Raw genomic sequence first — 18628 nt, 5'->3', positions numbered from 1 at the left:
GTCAGCCGACCTTGCGACCGACGTACCGGATCACCTCGACGTCGTCGAGGATCACCAGTCCCTCCTCGACCAGTTCGTCGAGCTGCGGCAGGAAGGCGTCGATGCGCTCGGCCGCGTCCACGATGACGATCGCGATCGGCAGGTCCTCGGAGAGGCTTAGCAGGCGCGTGGTGTGGATGTGGCTGCTCGCGCCGTAGCCCTCGATCCCGCGCAGCACGGTGGCGCCGGCCAGGCCGGCCCGGTGCGCGCGGTGCACGATCTCGGTGTAGAGCGGGTGGTGCCGATATTGGTCGCTCTCGCCGATGAAGATCGTCAATCGGCGAGCCGGACCTCTGAGTCTCATCGCAGCGTCCTCCATCGTCCGAGGCTCACCCCCAGCATCGTCGCCAGCAGTCCGGCCGCCAAGGCCCCGAACAGGTTGGCCGCGGCCAGCCCGTAGCGTCCGGCGGAAACCAGCCGGTCGGTGTCCACCATCCAGGTGGAGAAGGTCGTGTAGGCGCCGCAGAAGCCGGTGCACCAAAGCGGCCGCACATACTTCGTCGGCCGCCAGACCTCCAGGATCAGCACCAGCAGCAGGGCCAGCACGAAGGCGCCGGAGATGTTGACCGCGAAGGTGGTGGCCGGGAAGCCGCCGCGGCTGGTCGGGAAGGCCAGGCCGAGCAGATAGCGCGCCTCGCCGCCGGCGAATCCGCCCACGGCCACGGCGAGCAGCACCCGGGGGCTCGGCCCACGACGAGGCGCGGGCGCTTCGAAAGGGCGCACGTCAGCTTCGGGGGCCACGCGATCAGCGTATAGGCTCGGTGCCCGTGAAGATTCTGGTCATCGGCGGCGGCGGCCGCGAGCACGCCATCTGTGTCGCGCTCAGCAAGGACGATTCGGTCACCGCGCTCTGCTGCGCCCCGGGCAACCCGGGCGTCGCGGAGGTGGCCGAGCTGCGCGAGGTGGACGCGCTCGACCCGGCGGCGGTGGCCGCGCTCGCCCGCGACTTCGGCGCCGACCTGGTCGTGGTCGGTCCGGAGGCGCCGCTGGTGGCCGGGGTGGCCGACGCGGTGCGCGCGGCCGGGATCGCCTGCTTCGGGCCGTCCGGCGAGGCGGCCCAGCTGGAGGGGTCCAAGGCCTTCTCGAAGGAGATCATGGCCGCGGCCGGCGTGCCGACGGCCGAGTCCTTCGTGTGCGCCACGGTGGCCGAGGCGGAGCGCGCGCTCGACGCGTTCGGCGCTCCGTACGTGGTCAAGGACGACGCGCTGGCCGCGGGCAAGGGCGTGGTGGTGACCGAGGACCGCGCCGAGGCGCTGGCGCACGCCCGCGCCTGCGTGGAGCGGGCGGACGGCCGGGTGGTGATCGAGGCCTACCTCGACGGGCCCGAGGTCTCGCTGTTCGCGATCACCGACGGCACGACGGTGCTGCCGCTCCAGCCCGCCCAGGACTTCAAGCGGATCGGCGACGACGACCAGGGCCCGAACACCGGCGGCATGGGCGCCTACTCGCCGCTGCCGTGGGCACCGGCCGGGCTGGTGGCGGAGGTGCTCGAGCGGGTGCTCCAGCCCACCGTCGACGAGCTGCGCCGTCGGGGCACCCCGTTCGCCGGGCTGCTCTACGCCGGCCTCGCGCTCACCAGCCGGGGCACCCGGGTGGTGGAGTTCAACGCCCGCTTCGGCGACCCGGAGACGCAGGTGGTGCTGCCGCTGCTGCGCACGCCGCTGGCCGAGGTGCTGATGGCCGCGGCCACCGGCACGCTGGACCGGATCGAGCCGTTGCGCTGGCATGACGGCGCCGCGGTCACCATCGTGCTCGCCTCGGCGGGCTATCCGGCGAGCTCGCGCAACGGCGACGTGATCCGCGGCGTGCGGGCGGCCGAGATGCTCTCGTCCGCGGCCGGCGGCTCGGTGCGCGTCTACCAGGCCGGGACCGCGCTCGACGCGGACGGAGAGCTGGTGACGGCGGGCGGCCGGGTGCTCGCGGTGACCGGGCGCGGCCGGGATCTGGCCAGCGCGCGCAAGATGGCCTACTCCGGGCTGACCGAGATCGACTTCGCCGGCGCGCAGCACCGCGGCGACATCGCGAGCGCGGCGGTGGCCGGCAAGGTGCGGGCGGCGTCCGAAGGCTGATACCGGCCGGGCGGGCGCCTGGTCAGCCGGGCCGGCCGTGCAAGTGCAGCCCAATAGTCGTACAGGTAGTCAGTCACTCATACGAGCGCATCCGGGTCAATCCCGGGTGCCGGTCTGCCCCCACCGGCGCTACAGTCCGGAACTGGAGGGACTCATTCCGTCCCCGCCCGCGCTGTACGACGCACTCGGGAGCAGGTGAACGCCGGTGGCCGCCCCTTTGGACCAACCGGTGCGACTGGCCAGGGCGATCCTGCGGATCGGCGCCCTGGCCATGGCCGGTTGGACGGTGCTGGCCCTCGGCTGCCTGCTGGCCGCCCTGGTGCTGCTGCCGCTGACCGCGGCGGTGCCGGTGTGCGTGGTGCTGGCGGCCGCGGCGGCGGCTCCGGTGTGGCGCTTCCACCGGATAGTGCCGCCGGGTTCGAGCACGATCCCGGTGGAGGGCGGGACGCAGAGCGAGCTGCACCTGATCGTGCGCCAGATCTCCTCCGCCCTCGGCGTGCCCACCCCCAGCGCGGTGGAGCTCTCGCCGGACTGCGACGCCTGGCTCGAGCCGCGGGCCGGCGGCCCGGTGCTGGTGATCGGCACGCCGTTCCTGTGGTGGCTGCGGGTGAGCGAGCTGCGCGGACTGCTCGCTCCGGTGATCGCCGGGCTCGAGGCCGCGCACGATCCGGCCGTGGTCCGGGCCCGCCGAATGGTGCGCCGACTGGACGTGGCCGAGCACCGCGGCTGCCCGCCGTGGCCGCGCGGAGTCTTGGCGCAGGTGGCGCAGCTGTGCCGCAACCGGGCCGAGGGCATGGAGCGCCTGATCGCGGCGCAGGCCTCACAGCGCGCCCGGATCGTCGAGCCGGCCGGCCGGGTCTACGCGCACGAGCAAGTGGGACTGGTCGCGGCCGGCTGGGATCGACTGCTCAGCCGACTGGCCCGCCCCGCCTGGGAGGCCGGGTACGCGCCGAACACCCTCAACGCCGGCCTGGTCGCGGCCCTGGTGGAGCTCGGCGAGCGGGACCGGGTCGGCGTGGGGCTGGCGGACCGGCTCAGCGAACGGCCGGCCTGCGACCTGCTGGACGAGCCGGGTCTGGTGGACCGGGCCGTCTCCGAGACGGTGCCCGAGGTCTTCGCCGACCGAGCCGACCGGCGGCCGCTGGAGTGGGGCCGGTATACCGCGCTGGTGGCCGAACCCGGCCTGCGCCGGGCCGCGGCCGCGGCACCGGACCATCCGCTGATCGCCAAGACCCGGGCGCTGCTGCATCTGCCGACCCCGTCCGGGGTGGGCGATCCCGGCCACGACGCCGGTGACGGGGAACTGCCGGCCGGGCTGCGCGCGGTGCTGCAGTGCGGGCTGGTCGACCTCGGCCACGCCGAGTTCGCACTGGACTGGCTGGACGGCGTGGTGCTGCGGGACCGCGCAGGACTGACCGTGCCGGTGGACGAACTGGTGCACGCGCTCGTCGACTCGGCCGACTTCGCCCCGCTGCGGGACTGGCTCTCGTACGCCTCCCGGCTCTGAGCGGCCGTCGGCGCGCCACCGACATTAGGATCGATCCCGGCGGGCCAGGTCTGTCTCGCCGAGCCTTGAGAAAAAGGAGCGATCCGCCGTGATCGGACGGTACACCCTCCCGGAGATGGGCCGCGTGTGGAGCGAGGCCCGCAAATACGAGCTGTGGTGCCAGGTCGAGACCCTGGTGATGGAGGCGCACGCGCAGGCCGGCGTGGTGCCCGAGGACGCGCTCGAGGCGGTGCGCAAAGCGCCCGCCCCCACGCCCGAGGCGGTGGCGGAGATCGAGGCCGTCACCCAGCACGACGTCATCGCGTTCCTGAGCGCCTGGGCGGACAACACCGAGCCGCGCGAGGCCGCCGCCTACGTGCACTTCGGCATGACCTCCTCCGACCTGCTCGACTCCGCGCTGGCGCTGCAGCTGGTGGAGTCGAGCGACCTGCTGCTGGAGAAGGCCGACCGGCTGGTGGCGGTGCTGCGCGACCACGCGCTGGCGCACCGGGGCACGCTCCGGGTCGGGCGCACCCACGGCATCCACGGCGAGCCGGACGTGTGGGGCCACCGGGTGGCCGACCTGGCCTACGGCGTGGCCCGTTCGCGGGACCGGATCCGCCGGGCCCGCGAGGCGGTCGGGGTGATGGCGATCTCCGGCGCGGTCGGCACCTATTCGAACATCGACCCTGCGGTGGAGCAGTACGTCGCCGAGAAGCTGAACCTGCGGGCCGCGGACGTGTCCACGCAGGTGGTGCTGCGGGACGGGATCTCCGAGTGGGTCGGCGCGCTGGCGATCATGGCCACGGTGCTCGAGGCCATCGCGCTCGAGGTGCGGCACGGGCAGCGGACCGAGGTGCGGGAGCTGTCCGAGGCCTTCGGCAAGGGCCAGAAGGGCTCCTCGGCGATGCCGCACAAGAAGAACCCGATCGTCTCCGAGCGCATCGCCGGCATGGCCCGGGTGGTGCGGGCGCAGGTGGTGCCGGTGATGGAGGGCATCCCGCTGTGGCACGAGCGGGACATCTCGCACTCCTCGACCGAGCGGATCGCGCTGCCGGACGCCGCCATCGCGCTGGACTATCTACTTAATCTGACTATTCGTCTGGTCGAGGGACTGGTGGTGGACAAGGAGCGGATGAAGGCCAACCTCGAGTCCACCGGCGGCCTGATCTACACCTCCACCGTGCTGCTCGAGCTGATCGAGATGGGCCTGGAGCGCGACAACGAGGCCTACCCGCTCACCCAGCGCGCGGCCATGAAGACCTGGGAGACCGGCCGGCCGTTCCGCGAGACCCTGCGCGAGGAGGCCGCGGCCGCGAACCTGGAGATCGACGAGGCCCGGCTCGACCTGGTCTGCCGCCCGGAGCGCTTCGTCGAGCGCCTGGACGGGATGTTCGAGAAGCTGGCGGAACTCCGGTGAGCGCCGGCGACGGCCTCTCCGGCGTCCCCGGCGTGCGGCACCTCGGCTCCGGCAAGGTGCGCGAGCTGTTCGAGGTGGACGGCAAGCTCCTGCTGGTCGCCTCCGACCGGATCTCCGCCTACGACTACGTGCTGCAGACCCCGATCCCGGACAAGGGCCGGATCCTCACCCAGCTGAGCCTGTGGTGGTTCGAGCAGCTGGCCGACCTGGTTCCCAACCACCTGGTGACCACCGATCCGGCGATGTTCCCCGTGGAACTTCGCGATCACCAGGACGCGCTCTCCGGGCGGAGCATGCTCTGCGAGCGACTGGCGATGATCGAGATCGAGTGCGTCGCGCGCGGCTACCTGACCGGTTCGGGCCTGGCCGAGTACCGCGAGCACGGCACCGCCTGCGGGATCGCGCTGCCGCCGGGCCTGGTGGACGGCTCCCGGCTCGATCATCCGATCTTCACTCCGGCGGCCAAGGCCGCGGTGGGCGAGCACGACGAGAACATCGACTTCACCCAGACGGCCGAACGCGTCGGCGCCGAACTGGCCGCCGAGATCCGCGACCTGACCATGGCCGTCTACCGCCGGGCCGACGAGATCGCGACCGCGCGCGGCCTGATCCTGGCCGACACCAAGTTCGAGTTCGGCCGCCGCGCCGACGGCACCGTGGTGCTCGCCGACGAGGTGCTCACGCCGGACTCCTCCCGGTTCTGGCCGGCCGACGAGTGGGAGCCCGGCCACGCGCAGCCCTCGTTCGACAAGCAGTACGTGCGCGACTGGCTCACCTCGCCCGCCTCCGGCTGGGACCGGCACTCCGGTGAGGCCCCGCCGCCGCTGCCGGACGAGGTGGTCGAGCGGACCCGGGCCCGCTACGCGGAGGCCTACCAGAAGCTCACCGGAGAGGTCTTCCGGTAGCCACGGCGCCTCGCGCTACCTGTCTGACCTGGCGTGATCGGCGACCGGGCGGGGGCACCGCTCCCGCCCGGGTACCCTAGAGGAACCGCCAACTGCGATCACACGCGGACGTGTGTGATCACGACACCGGGAGCGTTCATGGCACGCGTCGTGGTAGACGTCATGCTGAAGCCGGAAATCCTCGACCCGCAGGGTCAGGCCGTCCATCGCGCCTTGCCGCGCCTGGGCTTCGACGGGGTCGTCGACGTCCGCCAGGGCAAGCGCTTCGAGGTGGAACTGGAGGGCGAGGCCGACGAGGCCGCGCTCGCCCGGGTCCGCGAAATGGCCGAGAAGCTGCTGGCCAACACCGTGATCGAAGAGTACCGAGTGCGGGTGGAGGACTGATGCCGGCCCGCATCGGCGTCGTCACCTTCCCCGGCACGCAGGACGACGCGGACGCGCTGCGCGCGGTGCGGATCGCCGGAGCCGAGCCCGTCTCGCTCTGGCACCGCGACGCCGACCTGCACGGGGTGGACGCGATCGTCCTGCCCGGCGGCTTCTCCTACGGCGACTACCTGCGCTGCGGCGCCATCGCCCGGTTCTCCCCGGTGATGGAGTCGGTGATCGCGGCCGCGCACGAGGGCATGCCCGTGCTCGGCATCTGCAACGGCTTCCAGGTGCTGTGCGAGTCGCACCTGCTGCCCGGCGCCCTGATCCGCAACGACGGCATGCTCTTCGTCAACCGCGACGTGCGGCTGTCGGTGGAGTCCGCCGACACGGCCTGGACGAGCGGTTACAAGGTCGGCCAGGAGATCCTGATCCCGATCAAGAACGGCGAGGGCAAGTTCACCGCCGACGAGCGGACCCTGGACGAGCTCGAGGCCACCGGCCGCATCGTGGCCCGCTACCTGGACAACCCGAACGGCTCGGCCCGCGCCATCGCCGGCGTCGCCAACGCGGCCGGCAACGTGGTGGGCCTGATGCCGCACCCGGAGCACGCCGTGGACGAGCTGACCGGCCCCTACCCGGGCCCGGCCACCGACGGCCTGGCCTTCTTCACCTCCGTCCTGCAGCGGCTGATCGACTCCGAGCTGGTGACCGCCTGATGTCCGAGCACTCCTACCAGGCCGACACCGTCGAGCGCGCGAGCGCGACCCCCGAGACCGAGCAGCCCTACGCCGCGCTCGGGGTCAAGGACGACGAGTACGCGCGCATCCGGGAGATCCTCGGCCGCCGGCCGACCTCCTCGGAGCTGGCCATGTACTCGGTGATGTGGTCCGAGCACTGCTCCTACAAGTCCTCCAAGGTGCACCTGCGCCAGTTCAGCGAGCGCGCCCCCGACGTCGACTTCCTGCTCGTCGGCCCGGGCGAGAACGCCGGCGTCGTGGACGTGGGCGAGGACCTCGCCGTCACCTTCAAGATCGAGTCGCACAACCACCCGTCCTACGTCGAGCCCTACCAGGGCGCGGCCACCGGCGTCGGCGGCATCGTGCGCGACATCCTGACCATGGGCGCCCGCCCGATCGCGGTGCTCGACCCGCTGCGCTTCGGCCCGGCGGACGCCGCCGACACCCACCGGGTGCTGCCCGGCGTGGTGCGCGGCGTCGGCGGCTACGGCAACTCGCTCGGCCTGCCGAACATCGGCGGCGAGGTCGTGTTCGACGCCTGCTACTCCGGCAACCCGCTCGTGAACGCGCTGTCCGTGGGCGTGCTGCGCAAGAGCGAGATCAAGCTGGCCAAGGCCGACGGGCCGGGCAACCAGGTGGTGCTCTTCGGCGCGCGCACCGGCGGCGACGGCATCGGCGGCGCCTCGGTGCTCGCCAGCGCGACCTTCGACCAGGACAAGCCCTCCAAGCGGCCCAGCGTCCAGGTGGGCGACCCGTTCATGGAGAAGGTCCTGATCGAGTGCTGCCTGGAGATCTACGCCGAGGACCTCGTCACCGGCATCCAGGACCTCGGCGCGGCCGGACTGTCCTGCGCCACCACGGAGCTGGCCGCGGCCGGCACCGGGGGCATGGACGTGCGGCTCGACCTCGCACCGCTGCGCGACGCGACGCTGGTGCCGGAAGAGATCCTGATGAGCGAGTCGCAGGAACGGATGATGGCGGTCGTCACGCCGGAGAACCTGCCGCGCTTCTTCGAGATCTGCGAGAAGTGGGACGTGACCGCCACCGTGATCGGCACGGTCACCGACACCGGCCGGCTCCGGATGACCTGGCACGGCGAGACGATCGTGGACGTGGACCCGCGCACCCTCGCGCATCAGGGCCCTGTCTACGAGCGGCCGTACCACCGCCCGGACTGGCAGGACGCGCTGCAGGCCGACGCCCCGGACGCGGCCCGGCTGGAGCGGCCCGCCACCGGCGAGCAGCTGCGCGAGACGCTGCTGCGCATGGTCGCCAGCCCCAACCTGGCCGACAAGACCTGGGTGCTCGAGCAGTACGACCACCGCGTGCGCGGCAACACGGTGCTGGCCCACGGCGAGGACTCCGGCATGATCCGGCTCTCCGAGGACTCGGGCCTGGGCATCGCGCTGTCCACCGACGGCAACGGCCGCTACGCCAAGCTCGACCCGTACACCGGCGCGCAGCTGGCCCTGGCCGAGTCCTACCGGAACGTGGCCGCGACCGGCGCGACGCCGCTCGCGGTGACCAACTGCCTCAACTTCGGCTCGCCCGAGGACCCCGAGGTGATGTGGCAGTTCGCCGAGGCCTGCCGCGGTCTGACCGACGCCTGCCAGGTGCTCGGCACCCCGGTCACCGGCGGCAACGTCTCGTTCTACAACCAGACCGGCGCCGAGGCGATCCACCCGACCCCCGTCGTGGGCGTGCTCGGCGTGATCGACGACGTGGCCCGGCGCACCCGCTCCGCCTTCGAGACCGACGGCGAGGTGCTGCTGCTGGTCGGTGAGACCCGCGACGAGTTCGGCGGCTCCGAATGGGCGCACGTGGTGCACGACCACCTCGGCGGACTGCCGCCGCGGGTGGACCTGGAGCGCGAGCGTCAGCTGGCCGAGATCCTGGTGGCCGGCTCGCGCGACGGCATGCTCTCGGCCGCGCACGACCTGTCCGACGGCGGCCTGGTGCAGGCCCTGGCCGAGTCCTGCATCCGCGGCGGCAAGGGCGCCCGGGTGGTGCTGCCGGGCGAGCTCGACCCGTTCGTGGAGCTGTTCGCCGAGTCGGCCGGCCGAGCCGTGGTGGCCGTGCCGCGCAGCGAGGAGAAGCGGTTCACCGACATGTGCGTCTTCCGCAACGTGCCGGTGGCCCGGATCGGCGTGGTGGACGGCGACGCCCTCGAGGTGCAGGACCAGTTCTCCGTTCCGCTCGCCGAGCTGCGCGAGGCCTGGACCGGGACCTTCCCGAAGCTGTTCGGCTGAGGCCGGCCGGGTAGGTCCGAGGGGATGGACAAGGAGCTCGCCGCCGCGGTCCGGGAATCAGTGCGCGCATTCGCCGCCAAGGTCCCGGGCCGCAGCGTCGAGCTGCGCGTGCCGCCGTACGTGGCGGTGCAGTGCGTCGAAGGGCCCCGGCACACCCGGGGCACCCCGCCCAACATCGTCGAGACGGACGCGCCGACCTGGCTGGGCCTGGCCGACGGCACGATCAGCTGGGCGGACGCGGTCGCCGACGGCCGGATCTCGGCGTCCGGCCCGCGTAGCGACCTGAGCGAACATCTGCCGTTGTAACCGCACGTGTAACAACTGCCGTAGGGGCGGCTTTCCTCGTTGTACGGCGAGATGCCCGGGGTTAATCTGGGCTCTGGTTTCCCGTGCGGGATGCCAGGCTGCACAACAGAATAAGAGGTGGGGGGACATGCGTTCTCGAAGCATCGCCGCGTCCGCGGCGGCGCTCATCGCTACAGCCTCGTTGGCGCCCGTCGCGGCGACTGCCGACGGCCAGAACACGCTGTACGTCAACAACACGAACTCCAGCTGCACCGACGCGGGCAGCGGCACCAGCGCGGCGCCCTTCTGCACGATCCAGGCCGCCGCGGACATCGCCGACCCGGGCGACGTCGTCAACATCGTCGCAGGCACGTACGCCGCGACGACGATCACCCGCTCCGGTACCGCGTCCGAGCCGATCGTGTTCGACGGCAACGCCGTGGCGGGAGTGAACGAGACCTTCCTCAAGGGTGCGGTGGCGACCGGGCTCGACCCAATGCCGCTCACGGTAGATTGATCATGCGGTGAGTTCGAGGTTTCCCGTGCTGATCCGTCCCGGATGCAGCACTTGGCGTGCCGGCGGGAGGTTGGCGATGCGTAGGGTCGGCGGCCCGGCGTGGCGTACCCCGACATCAGTGGCCTTCTTCACGGCGTACTGGTTGTGACGTGCCCGTTTGACCACGCGCGGGTAGGAACGGTGGCGCCGCTCGCGATGCAGCTCGCGCGGTGCGGTGATCTCCGTGTTGAACCGCTCGAGCAGGGCCGCCAGGCCCTCAGGGGGAAAAGGCCGCCGGATCATCGATCCGGCGGCGGATGATGCGGACCGCGTTGGTGAACTTCACCCGGTCCGGGTCGATGTCCGCCTCGGTCGCGGCCCGACAGATCAGGGAGTTGATCGCATAGTGGGTGAGCAGGTAGCCGTAGAGCTCCTGGATCACCATGTCAGGGCTCTGGGACCGCATGACCTTCCCCGGTCCCCGTAGAACCGTCTTGGCCTGCGCGTTCGCCTGCTCGTGCTCCCACCGCTCGTGATATCCCGCCGCCAGCAGCGCGGCCGGGGCACTGCGCGCATCCAGCAGCGTCGTCAGCAGGCAAAACAGCTCCCGCTCCCCAGCGGTGCCCCGGTCCGCCACCTCGTACTCCACCACCCGAACCAGCCGCGCGCGATCCTCGAACTCCTCCAGATCCGCCCCCGCCCGAGCCGCCGCCAGGACCTGCTCACGGACCTTCGCCGAGGTACGCGACGCGAACACCACCGAGGTGTACGAGCCGTCCCCGAGCTTGGCGACCAGCGGCAGCGCAATCGTGTCACCCAGGCGCCACAGCAGCTCAGCACCCGTCTGCGACGCCTGACACCAGTCGGCGAACGAGTAGAAGTTGCGATCGGCCAACAACAGCATGTCCTGGTCGAGGAACCGGTAGAGCCGACGCGCCGCGGACTGCTCCCCGCTGCCCTTGCCGCCGCACGGCCCCGCGTCCGCGCCGATCGGAGCCCGCGAGCCGCACTCGACCAACGTCACCACCCGCATCTTCGGGAACGCCGACCGGTTGCCGCCCGAACCGGCGTACCCGAAGTACCCCGCGTTCGCCGCACTGTCCGGCACATCCCACTCGAACCCGTCGATCGAGACCATCCGCCTGCCCGCCAGCCACGCCCCCCGCGTCAGCATCCCCGCCACCGGCTGCGCAACCTGCTCGAACACCTCCCGGACCACGTCAGAACCCAGACGCTTGCGCGCCTGGGTGATCCCGCCCGACCCGGGACACTCCCACCCGGCGTCCCAACGCCCCCAATCCTTCAGGACCTCGGTCAACCGGGTCAGGACCTCCTGATAGTCCTCGTCCGCGAACAACGCCATCGCCATCGCGAAATACACCATGACATGCGCCGGAAGCTTCGCATCCGCCCGCTTCGCACCCCTGCCGAACTCCGCCACCGCGTCATCGATCACCACACGCGGCACCGCCGCCGCCAACAACCCGACCGACACATGATCCGTCAAACGGCCCGACAGGCCCTCCACAGCACTATGCGACACCCCCCGACCGTAACGCCCCACCAATCACCGCACGAACACACAGGTCACAAGCATGATCCCACTACGCTGAGCGGCATTGGGGCTCGACCTGTCCGGCGCCAGCGACATCCGAGTCGAGAATATCAGGATGCTGTCGGGCGCCGGCGGCGACGCCGTCGTCGCCGGCGGGTCGAATGTCACGTTCACCCACGACGCGTTCAACCTGTCGACGGGCGCGACCGGGCCTGCGCTGCACGTCACCGACTCCGCGGCGGAAGTGACGGTGCTCGACTCGAGACTCATGTCATCCGTTGTGGTCGACGGCGGCGCCGACGGCACGGTCCTGACCAACGACGTGCTCGTCGCAACCGGCCCGAACAACGTCTCGATCGTCGGCGCGAGCAACACCGCAGTGACCGGCAACACGATCGGCGGCTGCGGTCAGTCTGTATCGGTCACGGGCTCGGCCGTCGGCACGAGCCTCGAGAACAACATCATCGACAGCACCTACAACACTTGCGTGGCTCCCCCGCAGTCATACGGCCTCCTCGTCGACGCGAGCTCCGCGCCTGGCACGACGTCGGACTACAACGACGTCTACGCCGGCGGATCCGCTGCCTACGACTGGGCCGGTGCGGCCTACCCGACGGCCAGTGCGCTCTACGCCGTGACCGGGCAGGGGCAGCACGACGACAACAGCCTCGCGGGCACGGTCGCGAACGAGGGATCGCCGGCCGTCAACTCGGCGGACTCCGCCGCCGTGGACGAGCAGCCGGTCGACTTCAACGGAGACCCGCGCGTCCTCGACCCGCTGGTGAAGCCCACCGGCGTCGGCCCCTACGACTACTACGACCGCGGCGCCGTGGAATTGCAGGACCCGCTGATGCCGGCGACCACAAAGCTCATCGCCTCGGCGACGCAGGCCCCGGTGGGCGGCGCGGTCACACTGCAACCCGCCGAGACTGACACCTGGTCATACCCGCTCACGTACGAGTTCGAGGACAACAACGAACCGTTGGCCACCACCCTGGGCGCGAACGGGACTTACACCGCGTCGCTCAGCACGCTGGGGGACCACACGATCTGGGCTATCGTCGTGGCGCCCAACGGCGTAGCTTTGAACGCCTCATACGTCCGCACAATCATCAACGTGGTTCCGGCGGCGCCGCTGGTGGCGAAGCAGAAGCTGAGCACAAGCGGCGACGCGCACGGCGTGCCCCTCACCGAAACCTCCGTGATCGCCTCGTCTGTCGGCTCCACAGACTCCTGGAACCTCACCGGTGCCAGCTTCAGCTTCGGTGACGGCACTCCGGCAGTGCCCGGCATCGACAATCACGACGGCACCTGGTCGACCGCGCACACCTACGCCAAGGCCGGCACCTACAAGATCACCGAGACGGTGACGGACGCGGGCGGGCACACCGCGAGCACCACGAGCTCGTTCACCACCACCGCTCCCCCCGCCGGAACCCTGGAGATCGGCACCCGCTCGACCGGCGGCACCTCGCAGACCCCGCCGTGGCCGACCCCGGCCGGCCTCACCGGCATCGCCCAAGCGGCGATCACCGCCCTGCCCAACGGCACCGCCCAACTCGTCGCCGTCACCACCTCGGGCGTCGTCGAGCTCGACATCCGCAACGCCGCCGGCACCTGGCAGGGCTGGCACGCCCTCGCGCAACCGGGCACCACGGTGAAATGGGTGAGCATCGCCGGCATGCGGGACGACTCCACCCAGATCATCGAGGTCACCTCGACCCACAAGATCCTCCAGAACATCCGCAAGGCGAGCGGCACCTGGCAGGCCGGATGGACCAACCCCACCAGCTCCAGCGGCGTGGCCCAGGCAGTCATCACCGCCATGCCCGACGGCACCAGCCAGATCGCCGCCGTCACCACCGCGGGCAAGCTGCTGTACGACATCCGCTACACCAACGGCACCTGGCGAGGCTGGCAGACGCTCGCCCAATCGGGCATCACCGTCAAGGCCGCCGGCATCGCCGGCATGCCCGACGGTTCCACCCAGTTCACCGAAGTCACCTCCACCGGCCTGGCGAAGCTCCTGATACGCAAGGCCAACGGATCCTGGGCGACCACCACGTGGACGCAGATCGGATCCGGGGCGGCCCAGATCTCCAGCGCGGCCCTGCCCAACGGCACGGCCCTGTGCGAGATCGTCACCACCAGCGGCGCCTACGAGTCCGATGTGCGCAACACCAACGGCACGTGGCAGGGCTGGCGGGCCTTCGCCCTCCCCGGCACGGTCGGCACCGGCTCCGTCGCCGGACAGCACAACGGCACCGCCCTGATCGTGGCCGTGGCCGCCGGCTGACCTGATCGGCCCTGCACCGACCCGGCACCGTTCGGCCCCGGTACGCGCTCCCCGCGCGGACCGGGGCCGCACGCGTCCCAGGCGGCTCCGGAGCCCTCCGGGCCTTCTCAACGACTGATCGGACACCCGCGGCCATGACGTAGACTGAAGCAGTGAAGCGGCCAGATGGACGACTGACCCACGACATACTCCCCGGCGAAGACAAGCACCCTAACGACGCCTGCGGCGTGTTCGGTGTCTGGGCACCGGGCGAGGAGGTCGCGAAGCTGGCCTACTACGGCCTCTACGCCCTGCAGCACCGCGGACAGGAGTCGGCCGGCATCGCCGCGTCGAACGGCAGCCAGATCCTCGTCTACAAGGACATGGGCCTGGTCTCCCAGGTCTTCGACGAGGAGACGCTAGGCTCGCTGCGCGGCTACCTGGCCGTCGGCCACACCCGCTACTCCACCACCGGCTCCTCGGTCTGGGAGAACGCCCAGCCGACCTTCCGGGGCACCCCGCACGGGGCGATAGCCCTCGGGCACAACGGCAACCTGACCAACACCGCCGAGCTCGGCGAGCTGGTCGACGCGGCCCGCGCGAACGGGGAGGTGCTCGGCAAGGACCGCGGCGCCACCTCGGACAGCGACCTGATGACCGACCTGCTGGCCAGCCGCTCCGAGCTCAGCCTCGAGGACGCGGCACTGCAGGTGCTGCCGCAGCTGCGCGGCGCCTTCTCGCTGGTCTTCATGGACGAGACCACGCTCTACGCCACCCGCGACCCGCAGGGCATCCGGCCGCTCGTGCTCGGCCGGCTCGAGCGCGGCTGGGCGGTGGCCAGCGAGACCGCGGCCCTGGACATCGTCGGCGCCACCTTCATCCGCGAGGTCGAGCCGGGTGAGCTGCTGGTCATCGACGAGGACGGGCTGCGCTCGCAGCGCTGGGCCGAGCCCGAGCCGAAGGGCTGCGTCTTCGAGTACGTCTACCTGGCCCGGCCGGACACCTCCATCGCCGGCCGTTCGGTCAACGCCTCCCGCCTGGCCATGGGCCGCCGCCTCGCGGTCGAGCACCCGGTCGAGGCCGACCTGGTCATCCCCACCCCGGAGTCCGGCACCCCGGCCGCGATCGGCTACGCCGAGCAGTCCGGCATCCCGTTCGGACACGGCCTGGTCAAGAACGCCTACGTGGGACGCACCTTCATCCAGCCGAGCCAGACCATCCGCCAGCTCGGCATCCGGCTCAAGCTCAACCCGCTGCGCGAGGTGATCGAGGGCAAGCGGCTGGTCGTGGTCGACGACACGATCGTGCGCGGCAACACCCAGCGCGCCGTGATCAAGATGCTGCGCGAGGCCGGGGCGGCCGAGATCCACCTGCGCATCTCCGCGCCCCCGGTCAAGTGGCCGTGCTTCTACGGAATCGACTTCGCCACCCGGGCCGAGCTGATCGCCAACGGGCTCTCGGTGGACGAGATCGCGCACTCGATGGGCGCGGACTCGCTCGGCTACATCTCCCTCGACGGGATGATCGAGGCCACCACCATCCCGGCCGACCGGCTGTGCCGCGCCTGCTTCGACGGCGTCTACCCGGTGGAGCTGCCCGATCCGGAGCGTCTCGGCAAGCACCTGCTCGAGGTGCCGGCCTCCGCCGCCTCCCCGCTCGCCCGCCCCTGACGGACCCCGCGTCCGCCCCCGGCCCCGAAAGGCCCGATCCGTGAACGACAACGCGCGCGCCGGCGCGACCTATGCCGCCGCCGGAGTGGACATCGAGGCCGGAGACCGGGCCGTGGAGCTGATGAAGGAGTGGGTGGCCAAGACCGCCCGCCCCGAGGTGCTGGGCGGGCTCGGCGGCTTCGCCGGCCTGTTCGACGCCTCCGCGCTCACCCGGTACCGGCGGCCGCTGCTGGCCACCTCCACCGACGGCGTGGGCACCAAGGTGGCCCTGGCGCAGCAGCTCGACGTGCACCACACGATCGGCTTCGACCTGGTCGGCATGGTCGTGGACGACCTGGTCGTGTGCGGGGCCGAGCCGCTGTTCATGACGGACTACATCTGCGTCGGCAAGGTGGTGCCGGAGCGGGTCGCCGCGATCGTGCGCGGCATCGCCGAGGCGTGCGTGCAGGCCGGCTGCGCCCTGATCGGCGGAGAGACGGCCGAGCACCCCGGGCTGCTCGACCCGGACGAGTACGACGTGGCCGGGGCGGCCACCGGTGTGGTCGAGGCGGACGAGCTGCTCGGTCCGGACCGGGTGCGCGCCGGCGACGCGGTGCTGGCGATCGGCTCCTCGGGCCTGCACTCGAACGGCTACTCGCTGGTGCGGCACGTGCTGCTGAACCAGGCCGGCTGGGCGCTGGACCGCCAGGTTCCGGATTTCGGACGCTCGCTCGGCGAGGAGCTGCTGGAGCCGACGAAGATCTACGCGAAGGCCTGCCTGGAGCTGGCCCGCCGGTTCGAGATCCACACCTTCGCGCACGTGACCGGCGGCGGCCTGGCCGCCAACCTGGCCCGGGTGATCCCGGCCGGGCTGCACGCCCGGCTGGAGCGCTCGTCCTGGACGCCGGCTGCGGTGTTCCAGACGGTCGGCGAGGTCGGCGGGATCGATCGGCTGGAGCTGGAGAAGACGCTGAACATGGGCGTCGGCATGGTGGCCGTGCTGCCGGCCGGGCAGGCCGACGCCGCGCTGCGCGAGCTCGAGGCGCTGGGCCAGCGGGCCTGGGTGCTCGGCGAGATCGTGCCGGGCGAGCACGCCCACGCCGCCGGCTCGGCGCTGCTGACCGGCGACTACGCCGCCTGAGCGAGGCGCGCGGAAGCATGAGGGGGCGACGGCGTCCGCGATGGCGGGCGCCGGGCCCGGTTCCGAGTCGGCCAGGTTCGGTGCCCTGTCCGCCATTCGGGTGAGGACAGGGCCGGGAGACCGACGGTTTGTCGTAACGACGGATGGTCTGCTCACCCGCTCGGATGCCCGAAGAGCCACGAAAAGGTGCGCCGGACGGTTCAACCGTCCGGCGCACCCTTCACGCAGGTCCCACCGACCTCAGAAATGGTGCGGGCTGCGGTCTGCTTCGAGGCTCACCTCGTCGGCGCAGACCGCAGGATCAACGATGAGGATACGAGTCGCCCTCGTCATCCTCGTCGTCGTCCTCATCCTCATCTTCGGCGTCTTCGTCATAATCCGCGTAGGCCGCGTAGCGGTCGTCGGGCTCGTGGTCGCGAGAACCATTGCTCCTCGACGGCGGATCATTTACGCCCAGCTCTGACCGCAAACGGTCCAGGTCACCGGCCGGCTGGTACTTCAGCTGGCGAGCGACCTTGGTCTGCTTGGCCTTGGCCCGGCCGCGCCCCATGGCTCGACCCCCTCAACGACGGGGCGTTTCGCACGGCCCCGGGTCTCGACAACGATCAACGACACAGTCACTGGCGTGACCGATGCCTCACGTGGGGATCGCTAGACCGGTCACACAGCTAAAGGTACCTGGTTCCGCGACGAATCGGTACGGCAGGGGGCCGAAACTTCTCCTGCGCGGGGACTCGATACCTCGGTTGAGGATACATGGCTTCCGTGCTGATGGTCGATTCCACCACGCGCCGCCGGGCGCCGCGGCGCGGCCGCTAGCCCGGAAGCAGGATCCCGCGCAGGCGTCCCACCGCGCGCATGCGTTCCTCGGCGAGGCGGTCGGCGGTGGCGGCCGGGGGGACCCCGTCGGCCTTGGACCGGCGCAGGATCTCCCGGGTGGTCTCGAAGATCCCGGCGGCCCTGGCCCGGGCCCGGTCGAAGCTGAACCCGCCCTCGTGCAGGTGGGCGGCCTCGTCGCCGACCTGGATCACGCCGCCGGCGTTGACCAGGTAGTCCGGCGCGTAGAGCACGCCGCGCTCGGCCAGGGTCTTGTCGATCCCGGCGTGGGCGAGCTGGTTGTTCGCCGCGCCGCAGACTATCGAGGCGGCGAGCCGCGGCACGGTCTCGTCGTTGAGCGCCCCGCCGAGCGCGCACGGCGCGTAGACGTCGAGCTCGTCGGCCAGCAGGTCGTCCGTGCTGTCCGCTATCCGTACATCGGGGTGGCTGCGGCGCACCCAGTCGAGGGCGGCCGCGGCCGTGTCGGTGACCACGATCTCGGCGCCGTCGCCGTTCAGATGCTCGATCAAGTGCCGGCCGACCTTGCCCACGCCGGCTATGCCCACCCGCCGGCCGCGCAGGGTGGCCTCGCCCCAGCGGTCCTCGGCGCAGGCGCGCATCGCCTGGTAGACGCCGAAGGCGGTCAGGATCGAGGAGTCGCCGGCTCCGCCGTTCTCCGGGGAGCGGCCGGTGACGAAGGAGCACTCGCGGGCGACCATGTCCATGTCGGCCACGTACGTGCCGACGTCGCAGGCGGTGAAGTAGCGGCCGCCGAGGGACTGGACGAAGCGGCCGTAGGCGCGCAGCAGCGCCTCGGTCTTGTCAGTGGACGGATCTCCGAGGATCACCGCCTTGCCGCCGCCGAGGTCGAGCCCGGCCAACGCGTTCTTATACGCCATGCCGCGCGCCAGGTTCAGCACGTCGGCGAGAGCCTCGTCCTCGTCGGCGTACGGGTAGAAGCGGGTGCCGCCAAGCGCGGGGCCGAGGGCGGTGGAGTGCACTGCGATGATGGCACGCAGCCCGGACGGCTCGTCGTGGCAGTACATGACCTGCTCGGGTCCGCCGGACTGGAAGGGGGAGAAGGTGCTCATGTCGAAGGGGTCTCCTCGTCGAGACTTGGGCGCTTTCGCCTGATAC

General features: G+C 71.3%; 17 protein-coding genes and 1 pseudogene. 12 read left to right on the top strand and 6 right to left on the bottom strand.

All coding sequences use genetic code 11. The features are described from left to right. Nucleotide 1: 1 nt before the first annotated feature. Both ACTRO_RS25690 and ACTRO_RS25685 read right to left on the bottom strand, forming a co-directional pair. A complete protein-coding gene (locus tag ACTRO_RS25690) occupies nucleotides 2-343 on the bottom strand; it encodes a DUF190 domain-containing protein (RefSeq protein WP_034266993.1) in 342 nt (113 codons plus the stop codon). Continuing rightward, nucleotides 340-780, bottom strand: a complete 441-nt coding sequence (locus tag ACTRO_RS25685; protein ID WP_063628074.1) for a fluoride efflux transporter FluC — start codon at nucleotides 778-780, stop codon at nucleotides 340-342. The genes ACTRO_RS25690 and ACTRO_RS25685 overlap by 4 nt, the downstream gene beginning before the upstream one ends. Before the next feature lie 26 nt (nucleotides 781-806). Between ACTRO_RS25685 and purD the strand changes: the two genes are divergently transcribed. From purD to ACTRO_RS25640, 9 genes and pseudogenes are all read left to right on the top strand, one after another. Beyond that, a complete protein-coding gene (gene purD, locus ACTRO_RS25680; protein ID WP_034266987.1) occupies nucleotides 807-2108 on the top strand; it encodes a phosphoribosylamine--glycine ligase in 1302 nt (433 codons plus the stop codon). 205 nt (nucleotides 2109-2313) lie between these two features. Beyond that, the gene (locus ACTRO_RS43885; RefSeq protein WP_157436440.1) at nucleotides 2314-3615 is read left to right on the top strand and encodes a hypothetical protein; all 1302 of its coding nucleotides are present in this window, start codon (nucleotides 2314-2316) and stop codon (nucleotides 3613-3615) included. Between the two features lie 88 nt (nucleotides 3616-3703). After that, complete coding sequence (purB, locus tag ACTRO_RS25670; RefSeq protein WP_034266984.1) at nucleotides 3704-5014, top strand: adenylosuccinate lyase; 1311 nt, start codon at nucleotides 3704-3706, stop codon at nucleotides 5012-5014. Next, complete coding sequence (locus ACTRO_RS25665) at nucleotides 5011-5919, top strand: phosphoribosylaminoimidazolesuccinocarboxamide synthase (protein ID WP_034266981.1); 909 nt, start codon at nucleotides 5011-5013, stop codon at nucleotides 5917-5919. The genes purB and ACTRO_RS25665 overlap by 4 nt, the downstream gene beginning before the upstream one ends. A gap of 138 nt (nucleotides 5920-6057) precedes the next feature. Next, a complete protein-coding gene (gene purS, locus ACTRO_RS25660) occupies nucleotides 6058-6303 on the top strand; it encodes a phosphoribosylformylglycinamidine synthase subunit PurS (protein WP_034266978.1) in 246 nt (81 codons plus the stop codon). After that, on the top strand, nucleotides 6303-7004 hold the full coding sequence (gene purQ, locus ACTRO_RS25655; protein ID WP_034266975.1) for a phosphoribosylformylglycinamidine synthase subunit PurQ: 702 nt from the start codon (nucleotides 6303-6305) through the stop codon (nucleotides 7002-7004). Before purS ends, purQ begins: the two co-directional genes overlap by 1 nt. Beyond that, nucleotides 7004-9274: a phosphoribosylformylglycinamidine synthase subunit PurL gene (purL, locus tag ACTRO_RS25650; RefSeq protein WP_034266972.1), complete on the top strand. Its 2271-nt coding sequence runs from the start codon at nucleotides 7004-7006 to the stop codon at nucleotides 9272-9274. Before purQ ends, purL begins: the two co-directional genes overlap by 1 nt. Before the next feature lie 33 nt (nucleotides 9275-9307). Then, nucleotides 9308-9580, top strand: a pseudogene (locus ACTRO_RS25645) (sterol carrier family protein); the annotation flags it as partial. 127 nt (nucleotides 9581-9707) lie between these two features. Next, complete coding sequence (locus ACTRO_RS25640; RefSeq protein ID WP_034266966.1) at nucleotides 9708-10076, top strand: hypothetical protein; 369 nt, start codon at nucleotides 9708-9710, stop codon at nucleotides 10074-10076. Here the strand turns inward: ACTRO_RS25640 and ACTRO_RS49085 are convergent, their stop codons facing one another. Continuing rightward, nucleotides 10077-10358, bottom strand: coding sequence for a hypothetical protein (locus ACTRO_RS49085; protein ID WP_051450305.1), 282 nt, complete (start codon nucleotides 10356-10358; stop codon nucleotides 10077-10079). It lies immediately after the preceding gene. Further along, entirely contained in the window at nucleotides 10333-11598 is a 1266-nt protein-coding gene (locus tag ACTRO_RS25630; protein ID WP_034261336.1) for an IS4 family transposase, read from the bottom strand. The genes ACTRO_RS49085 and ACTRO_RS25630 overlap by 26 nt, the downstream gene beginning before the upstream one ends. A 127-nt stretch (nucleotides 11599-11725) precedes the next feature. Between ACTRO_RS25630 and ACTRO_RS25625 the strand changes: the two genes are divergently transcribed. From ACTRO_RS25625 to purM, 3 genes are all read left to right on the top strand, one after another. Then, complete coding sequence (locus ACTRO_RS25625) at nucleotides 11726-13906, top strand: PKD domain-containing protein (protein WP_157436439.1); 2181 nt, start codon at nucleotides 11726-11728, stop codon at nucleotides 13904-13906. Between the two features lie 152 nt (nucleotides 13907-14058). Continuing rightward, the gene (purF, locus tag ACTRO_RS25620; RefSeq protein WP_034266961.1) at nucleotides 14059-15555 is read left to right on the top strand and encodes an amidophosphoribosyltransferase; all 1497 of its coding nucleotides are present in this window, start codon (nucleotides 14059-14061) and stop codon (nucleotides 15553-15555) included. A 40-nt stretch (nucleotides 15556-15595) separates the two neighbouring features. Beyond that, nucleotides 15596-16675 carry a phosphoribosylformylglycinamidine cyclo-ligase gene (gene purM, locus ACTRO_RS25615; RefSeq protein WP_034266958.1) on the top strand — a complete coding sequence of 360 codons (1080 nt, stop codon included), beginning with the start codon at nucleotides 15596-15598 and terminating at the stop codon, nucleotides 16673-16675. A 301-nt stretch (nucleotides 16676-16976) separates the two neighbouring features. Here purM and ACTRO_RS46000 read toward each other — a convergent pair whose 3' ends face one another. Both ACTRO_RS46000 and ACTRO_RS25610 read right to left on the bottom strand, forming a co-directional pair. Next, nucleotides 16977-17225, bottom strand: coding sequence for a DUF3073 family protein (locus tag ACTRO_RS46000; RefSeq protein WP_084316522.1), 249 nt, complete (start codon nucleotides 17223-17225; stop codon nucleotides 16977-16979). A gap of 265 nt (nucleotides 17226-17490) precedes the next feature. Further along, on the bottom strand, nucleotides 17491-18582 hold the full coding sequence (locus ACTRO_RS25610) for a Glu/Leu/Phe/Val family dehydrogenase (RefSeq protein WP_034266955.1): 1092 nt from the start codon (nucleotides 18580-18582) through the stop codon (nucleotides 17491-17493). Nucleotides 18583-18628 lie beyond the last annotated feature (46 nt).

Source organism: Actinospica robiniae DSM 44927 (assembly GCF_000504285.1).
Classification (GTDB): Bacteria; Actinomycetota; Actinomycetes; order Streptomycetales; family Catenulisporaceae; genus Actinospica; species Actinospica robiniae.
Note: the sequence above shows the minus strand (reverse complement) of the source record. Positions and strands in the feature narration are given on the sequence as shown.

Coding starts and splice junctions, on each gene's coding strand:
- ACTRO_RS25690 (WP_034266993.1), bottom strand. CDS start 343: ATGAGACTCAGAGGTCCGGCTCGCCGATTGACGATCTTCATCGGCGAG.
- purS (WP_034266978.1), top strand. CDS start 6,058: ATGGCACGCGTCGTGGTAGACGTCATGCTGAAGCCGGAAATCCTCGAC.
- purQ (WP_034266975.1), top strand. CDS start 6,303: ATGCCGGCCCGCATCGGCGTCGTCACCTTCCCCGGCACGCAGGACGAC.
- purL (WP_034266972.1), top strand. CDS start 7,004: ATGTCCGAGCACTCCTACCAGGCCGACACCGTCGAGCGCGCGAGCGCG.
- ACTRO_RS25640 (WP_034266966.1), top strand. CDS start 9,708: ATGCGTTCTCGAAGCATCGCCGCGTCCGCGGCGGCGCTCATCGCTACA.
- ACTRO_RS49085 (WP_051450305.1), bottom strand. CDS start 10,358: ATGATCCGGCGGCCTTTTCCCCCTGAGGGCCTGGCGGCCCTGCTCGAG.
- ACTRO_RS25625 (WP_157436439.1), top strand. CDS start 11,726: ATGCTGTCGGGCGCCGGCGGCGACGCCGTCGTCGCCGGCGGGTCGAAT.
- ACTRO_RS46000 (WP_084316522.1), bottom strand. CDS start 17,225: ATGGGGCGCGGCCGGGCCAAGGCCAAGCAGACCAAGGTCGCTCGCCAG.
- ACTRO_RS25610 (WP_034266955.1), bottom strand. CDS start 18,582: ATGAGCACCTTCTCCCCCTTCCAGTCCGGCGGACCCGAGCAGGTCATG.